Source organism: Nonomuraea terrae, from assembly GCF_004348995.1.
In the GTDB taxonomy this organism is placed as follows: domain Bacteria; phylum Actinomycetota; class Actinomycetes; order Streptosporangiales; family Streptosporangiaceae; genus Nonomuraea; species Nonomuraea terrae.
Genome location: NZ_SMKQ01000335.1, coordinates 1 through 5,920, shown reverse-complemented (window position 1 = coordinate 5,920; position 5,920 = coordinate 1). Strand labels below are relative to the sequence as shown.

Sequence of the window (5,920 nt, the reverse complement as noted above, 5' to 3'; positions counted from 1 at the left end):
GCCTCCTCCCCGCAAGGGACCCCGGCCCTGAGCGGCGGGCCGGTGCACAGGGGCAGGATGGGAGAGCCCCCTTCGTGGAGGGGCGCTGGCCCGCGCCCCTGGGCCTGCCGCTGGATCGGCTGGGCCCCGATGACGGGACGGCCGCCGGCGCCGTGCTGCGCTGCCCCGCCGTACGGGTCGAGGACGGGCGGGACGCCCTCGACCTGCGGGTGGAGGCGCCGGACGGGGTGCCGCTCTCCACCGCGCTGTGGCGCAACCTCGGCGGGTTCCCCGAGGGCGCGCCGTACCGCAGCGTGGGTGTCGAGCCCATGCTCGGCGCCGTGTTCGATCTCGCCGAGGCGGGTCCGGGCGACGCGGCGGTCGTCCCGTCCTCCGGCGAGCTGACCTGGCGGCTGGTGCTGGCCGCGGAACGGATGGTGTGATGTCCCTGACGATCCCCGATTTCCGCGAGGTGCTCGCGCGGCGGCGGCTGCTCGCCATCGTACGCGGCTCCGACGCGAACGCCGCCCTGCGCACGGTGATCACGCTGGCGAACGAGGGCGTCCGGCTGATCGAGGTCTCGCTGGTGACCACGGACGCGCTCCAGGTGATCCGCGACGCGCGGGCGGAGCTGGGCGGCGCGGCCGTCCTCGGCGCCGGCACCGTGATCAGCGCCGGCGACGCGCGCGCGGCGGCCGACGCCGGCGCCTCCTACCTCGTCACGCCGGCGGTGTCCGAGGCCGTCCGGGCCGGGCGCGAGCTGGAGCTGCCCGTGCTCGCCGGAGCGCTCACGCCGACCGAGGTGGTCGCCGCGCTGGACGCGGGGGCCGCCGCCGTCAAGCTGTTCCCCGCGTCGTTCGGCGGAGCCGGCTACCTGCGGGCGCTGCGCGACCCCTTCCCTCAGGTCCCCTTCGTGCCCGTCGGCGGCGTCGGCGCCGCCGAGGCGCGCGACTACCTGGCCGCCGGTGCGCTCGCGGTCGGCGTCGGCTCACCCCTCGTCGGTGACGCCGCACGCGGCGGCAGCCTCGACGAGCTCGCCCGGCGGATCGCGGCCTTCCTGACCGCCCTGGACCTCCGGGAAGCCCAGTGACCACCCTCGCCCGGGCGACGGCCTGACCATGTACCTCGCCGACCGCCGCCTTCGGGAGGCCGACCGGTACGCCGCCGGCCCTCGCGCCGGCGACCTCGGCGAGCCGTCCGTCCTGGCCTCGCCGGCGGACGGCCACCCCGACGGGACGACGGAAGACCATCCGCGGGTCGCGGTGCGGCGCGGCTCAGCCGTACACCGCTACCCGCCCGACGGCCGGTTCGACGTCGTCCCGGTCCCCACCCCCAGCCGGCCGGCTGACGCATTCCGGCTCGGCTGACCTTTCCCCCAGGAGGTAATGGTGCGACGACCGCATCGCCTGTTGACGTCACTTTTCGTAGTTTTACTGACACTCGCCGTGGGAACCGTGGCAGCTCATGCGAGCAAGGCACCCGATGAGTCCGACCAGGGCGCCCCCGCGTACTACAACAGCGGACACGCGCCCGTGCCGTACATGGGGTGGAACACCTACTACGCCGGGTTCCTGCCGTATGCCGCCGATCCCGACAAGTACCTCGGCGCCCACTCCATCAAGCGGATGGCCCGTTACCTGGTGGACAGCGGGCTCGCCGCCGCCGGCTACGACATCGTCTGGCTCGACGGCGGATGGAACCTGGCGGCGACCGAGACGGGCGGCCACCCGGTCTCGCACTCGATGGGCCGCGACGAGCAGGGCAACCTGCGGTACGACCCGGAGCGGTGGCGCTTCGATCCGGACAAACCGGCCGACGCCGCCACCAACGGGCTTGGGCAGCTCACCGACTACCTGCACTCGCTCGGCCTCAAGGCGGGCATCTACACCGACGCGGGGCCGGACGTTCCGACCAGTTGCAGCATCTCCAGCGGCGGCCACTACCAGCAGGACTTCGACCAGTTCGTCGCGTGGGGATTCGACGCGGTGAAGGTCGACTTCCTGTGCGGGGTGGCCGCCGGGCTCGACCCCGCCACCGCCTACCGTGAAGTCAGCAAGGCCGTCGCCGGGCGCATGATCCTCAACATCTGCAACCCGGTCACCACGGACTGGGGCGACTACCCGCTGGAGCGCACCGCGATCCACTCCTACAGCTTCGGCGCGACGATCGCCGACTCGTGGCGGACCGGCACCGACAGCGCGTTCTACGACAGCGACGGCAACGAGTGGACGTACTTCAAACGCACGCTCGGCGTCAACGAATACCACCCCGAGGCGAACGGCCCCGGCCACTACAACGACCCCGACTACCTGCTGCCCACGCACGGCCTCACCTTCGAGGAGGCCAGGACGCAGTTCGGCATGTGGGCCATCATGGCCGCGCCGCTCGTCATCGGCACCGACGTGACCGCGTTCGACGAGGCCACCACCGAGCTGTTCAAGAACCCCGAGGTCATCGCCGTCGACCGCGACCCGCTGGCCATCCAGGGCGTGCGGGTGGCGTCACCCGGCGCCGGGCTGGACGTGTACAGCAAGCGGCTGTCGGAGCGCGGCACCCGGGCCGTCGCGCTGCTCAACACCTCGGAGTCGGACGCGTCGATCACGGTGAACTTCGCCGACACGGGTCTGACCGGACCCGTACAGGTGCGGCGGCTGTGGGAGCGGCAGGACGCCGGCGGCTTCCAGGACTCCTACACCACCACGGTGCCCCGGCACGGCGTCGTCCTGCTCAAGCTCACCGGCGCCGAGTCGGTCCTCGGCACCGACCTCGGCGGCGAGCCGACGGGCGACCCCGCCGTCGTCAGGCAGGACGAGACGCACACCGTGGCGTTCGTCCGCGGCCACAACGGCGCGCTGTACGAGCAGCGATCGACGGACGACGCCTGGCCGGGGAAGTGGAAGCACCTCGGCGGCCCGGCCCACGGCAAGATCCTCGGCCAGCCGGCCGCGGTCGCGACGCCGGGCGGACGGCTCGACGTCTTCGTCCGCGGCACCGACGACGCGATCTGGCAGCGCACCTACACGCATGACACGTGGGGACGCTGGCTGCGCCTCGGCGGCTCCGCCGCCGACGCCCCGGGAGTGGCGTGGGAGAGCCCACGCTCCTGGACGCTGTTCGTCACCGGAACCGACGGCCGGGTGAGGTACCGCACCCAGGATTCCGACTGGGTCGATCTCGGCTCACCGACCGACGGCGTCGTCTACGGCAGGCCGAGCGCGGTGGCCGGTCCCGACGGCCGCGTCGACCTGGCCGTACGCGGCAACGACGACCACCTCTACCTGCGGAGCCGGATCGGCGGCCAGTGGAGCGGGTGGCAGCAGGGCGACGGCACCCTCAGCGGCAGCCCCACCCTCACCCTCACGGGCACCGGCATGTCGGTCTTCGCCCGCGCCGCCGACTACAAGCTCTGGCGGCGCGACTTCGCCGACGGCCGGTGGGGCGGCTGGTACCAGCCGCCCAGCTGGTCGAGCGACACCTTCACCGGCGCCCTCGGCGTTTCCCCCGCCGGCGACGGCAAGGTGTCGGCGGTGGTCTCCGGCAGCGACGGCCACGTCCATCTCGTGACCCTCTGACGCCGCGTGGTCCGGCGCGGCCTGCGCGCCGGGCCACGGGCTAGGACCCGAGCCGTCAGGTCAGGCCGGCGGCCTGCGCCGCCACCGCGTTGCGCAGGTCGCGGATGCCGTCGCGGCCCCGTACGGGGTGGACGGCGTTCGTCAGCAGCACCACCGTCAGCCGGCGGACCGGGTCGACGACGAGCGAGGTGCCGGTGAAGCCGGAATGCCCGTACGCGCCCGTCAGGGGGCCGGTGATGCCCGGGTCGCCGATGCGCACGCCGAGCCCGTGGCGGAAGGGCGCGCCCTCGGCCCCCTGGTCGCGCAGCATCTCGGCCACGGTCTCGCGGCGCAGCATCGGGCCGCCGCCGCGCCGCAGCGCCTCCCCGAAGGCGAGCAGGTCGCCGGCCGTGGCGAACACCCCGGCGTGGCCGGCCACGCCGCCCAGCGCGTACGCCGTCTCGTCGTGCACCTCACCCCGTACGCAGCCGCGTCCCGGCTTGCACTCGGTCGCCGCGACCCGTTCCCTTTCCGCGGGGCGGTAGCCGGTGTCGGGCAGCCCGAGCACGCCGGTGACGCGGGCGCGGACCAGCGCGTCCAGCGGCGCGCCCCCGGCCAGCTCGGCGACGCGCCCGGCGACGATCAGGCCCACGTCGCTGTAGAGGTACGGCCCGCCGACCGGGTGGAGGACCGGCGTGCGCACCATCGCGGCCATCCGTTCGCCGGGGCCGGCCTCGGGCAGCTCCCGGTCGATGCGGCGGCCGGCGGGCAGACCGGCCGTGTGGGTGAGCAGGCGGCGCGGGGTGAGGCGCGGGTCGGCGCCGGGCAGGCGGCCGGCCACCGGCTCGTCCAGGTCCAGCAGGCCCTCCTCGGCGAGCGAGAGCAGCACGACCGTGGTGAAGAGCTTGCTGACCGAGGCCAGGTCGAAGACTGAGTCGATGCGCGCGGCCGGGCGCTCGGCGGCCAGGGTCCCGTCGGCGCCCGCGTAGCGGACGAGCTCGCCGGCCGCGGCCGAGGCGGCCACGGCGCCGTCCACGGCGACCAGCGCGACGGCGGCCGGGCAGACGCGAGGCACCGCGTCCGCCAGGATCGCCTCCAGCCGATCGGACATCGCGATTCCCCTCCCGTCAACCGAGCCCGCCGAGGCCGTCAAGTGAGTCGAGCCGGTCGTGTCAGGTGCTGAGGGCGTCGGTGAGGCGTTCGCCGTGCGACTCCAGCAGGGCGCGGGCGCCCTGCGCGTCCAGGCCGTGCCGGATCATCAGCACCGCGATCTTGGCCTGGCCGCCCGCCGCGTCCAGCGCCGCGCCGGCCGTCTCGCGGTCGGTCCCCGTGATGTCGCTGACCATGCGGCGCGCCCGTTCGGCGAGCTTGCTGTTCATGGCCGACATCTCGATCATCTGGTTCCCGTACGTACGGCCCAGCTTCACCATGGAGATCGTGGAGATCATGTTCAGCACGAGCTTCTGCGCCGTGCCCGCCTTCAGCCGGGTCGAGCCGGTCACCACCTCGGGCCCCACGACCACCTCGATGGCGTGCTCGGCGGCGGCCGACAGCGGCGCGCCCTCGTTGCACGACAGGGCGACGGTCAAGGCCCCACGTCCGGCGGCCTCCGCCAGCGCTCCCAGCACGAACGGTGCCCGGCCGCTGGCGGACACGCCCACCACCGAGTCGAGCGGCCCGGCCTCCAGGTCCTTCAAGGCCGCGGCGCCCGCGTCGGCGTCGTCCTCCGCCCCCTCCACAGAACGGGTCAGCGCCTCAGGGCCGCCCGCGATGACGCCCTGCACCAGCGACGGGTCGGTGCCGAACGTGGGCGGGCACTCGCTGGCGTCCAGCACGGCAAGCCGCCCCGAGGTGCCGGCGCCGACGTACAGCAGCCGGCCGCCGCGGGCCATCCGGGCGACGATCGCGTCGACGGCCGCGGAGATCGCCGGCAGCGCGACCGCCACGGCGGCGGGCACGGCGGCGTCGGCCTGGTTCATCAGCCGGGCGATCTGCTCCGTCGGCAGCCGGTCGATCTGGCTGTAGCGGGGATCACTCTGTTCGGTGGCCAACTCGGGCACGGGCTCGATCATGACGCTAATTTCCACCCTTTGCTACTAATTTGTAAATATCTTTCAGACAATGGGTTCATGTCTCGTGTGAAAACCGGAGCCGAACACGAAGTCCGTGCTCGCGGGAGGTACCCACCTCGAACCGATCATGAACCCGCGTCCGCGCCCTGCCCCCACGCATTCCGACAGACGTCACGCCAGGTCGCGCCGGTAGAGCCAGAAGACGCGTTCCGCCCGCGCGCCCACGGCACGCGAGTAGAACCGCAGCGGCCCCACCCACCCGATCTCGGCGGCGCTCTGCCCGGCGGCCCGCTGGTCCGCCAGGCACCGGCGCAGCAG

Annotated in this window: 6 protein-coding genes; 4 read left to right on the top strand and 2 right to left on the bottom strand. The window is 73.7% G+C overall.

Translation table 11 applies throughout. The annotated features are described in order from the left end of the window. The 4 genes from E1286_RS45500 to E1286_RS45485 form a co-directional block, all read left to right on the top strand. Nucleotides 1-422 (top strand): hypothetical protein (locus E1286_RS45500; RefSeq protein ID WP_223190937.1); only part of this gene is annotated, 422 nt, incomplete at its 5' end. Then, entirely contained in the window at nucleotides 422-1,069 is a 648-nt protein-coding gene (locus tag E1286_RS45495) for a bifunctional 4-hydroxy-2-oxoglutarate aldolase/2-dehydro-3-deoxy-phosphogluconate aldolase (protein WP_132623374.1), read from the top strand. The genes E1286_RS45500 and E1286_RS45495, both read left to right, overlap by 1 nt. A 28-nt stretch (nucleotides 1,070-1,097) precedes the next feature. Next, complete coding sequence (locus E1286_RS45490; RefSeq protein ID WP_132623372.1) at nucleotides 1,098-1,346, top strand: SMP-30/gluconolactonase/LRE family protein; 249 nt, start codon at nucleotides 1,098-1,100, stop codon at nucleotides 1,344-1,346. Between the two features lie 87 nt (nucleotides 1,347-1,433). Then, nucleotides 1,434-3,551 carry a DUF8189 domain-containing protein gene (locus tag E1286_RS45485; protein ID WP_223190936.1) on the top strand — a complete coding sequence of 706 codons (2,118 nt, stop codon included), beginning with the start codon at nucleotides 1,434-1,436 and terminating at the stop codon, nucleotides 3,549-3,551. Between the two features lie 55 nt (nucleotides 3,552-3,606). Here E1286_RS45485 and E1286_RS45480 read toward each other — a convergent pair whose 3' ends face one another. Then, nucleotides 3,607-4,641: a serine hydrolase domain-containing protein gene (locus E1286_RS45480; protein WP_132623368.1), complete on the bottom strand. Its 1,035-nt coding sequence runs from the start codon at nucleotides 4,639-4,641 to the stop codon at nucleotides 3,607-3,609. Between the two features lie 61 nt (nucleotides 4,642-4,702). Then, entirely contained in the window at nucleotides 4,703-5,602 is a 900-nt protein-coding gene (gene murQ / locus E1286_RS45475; RefSeq protein WP_132623366.1) for an N-acetylmuramic acid 6-phosphate etherase, read from the bottom strand. Nucleotides 5,603-5,920 lie beyond the last annotated feature (318 nt).

What these genes read in the sequence shown, in the direction of transcription:
- E1286_RS45495 (WP_132623374.1), top strand. Translation starts at nt 422, where the DNA reads ATGTCCCTGACGATCCCCGATTTCCGCGAGGTGCTCGCGCGGCGGCGG.
- E1286_RS45490 (WP_132623372.1), top strand. Translation starts at nt 1,098, where the DNA reads ATGTACCTCGCCGACCGCCGCCTTCGGGAGGCCGACCGGTACGCCGCC.
- E1286_RS45480 (WP_132623368.1), bottom strand. Translation starts at nt 4,641, where the DNA reads ATGTCCGATCGGCTGGAGGCGATCCTGGCGGACGCGGTGCCTCGCGTC.
- murQ (WP_132623366.1), bottom strand. Translation starts at nt 5,602, where the DNA reads ATGATCGAGCCCGTGCCCGAGTTGGCCACCGAACAGAGTGATCCCCGC.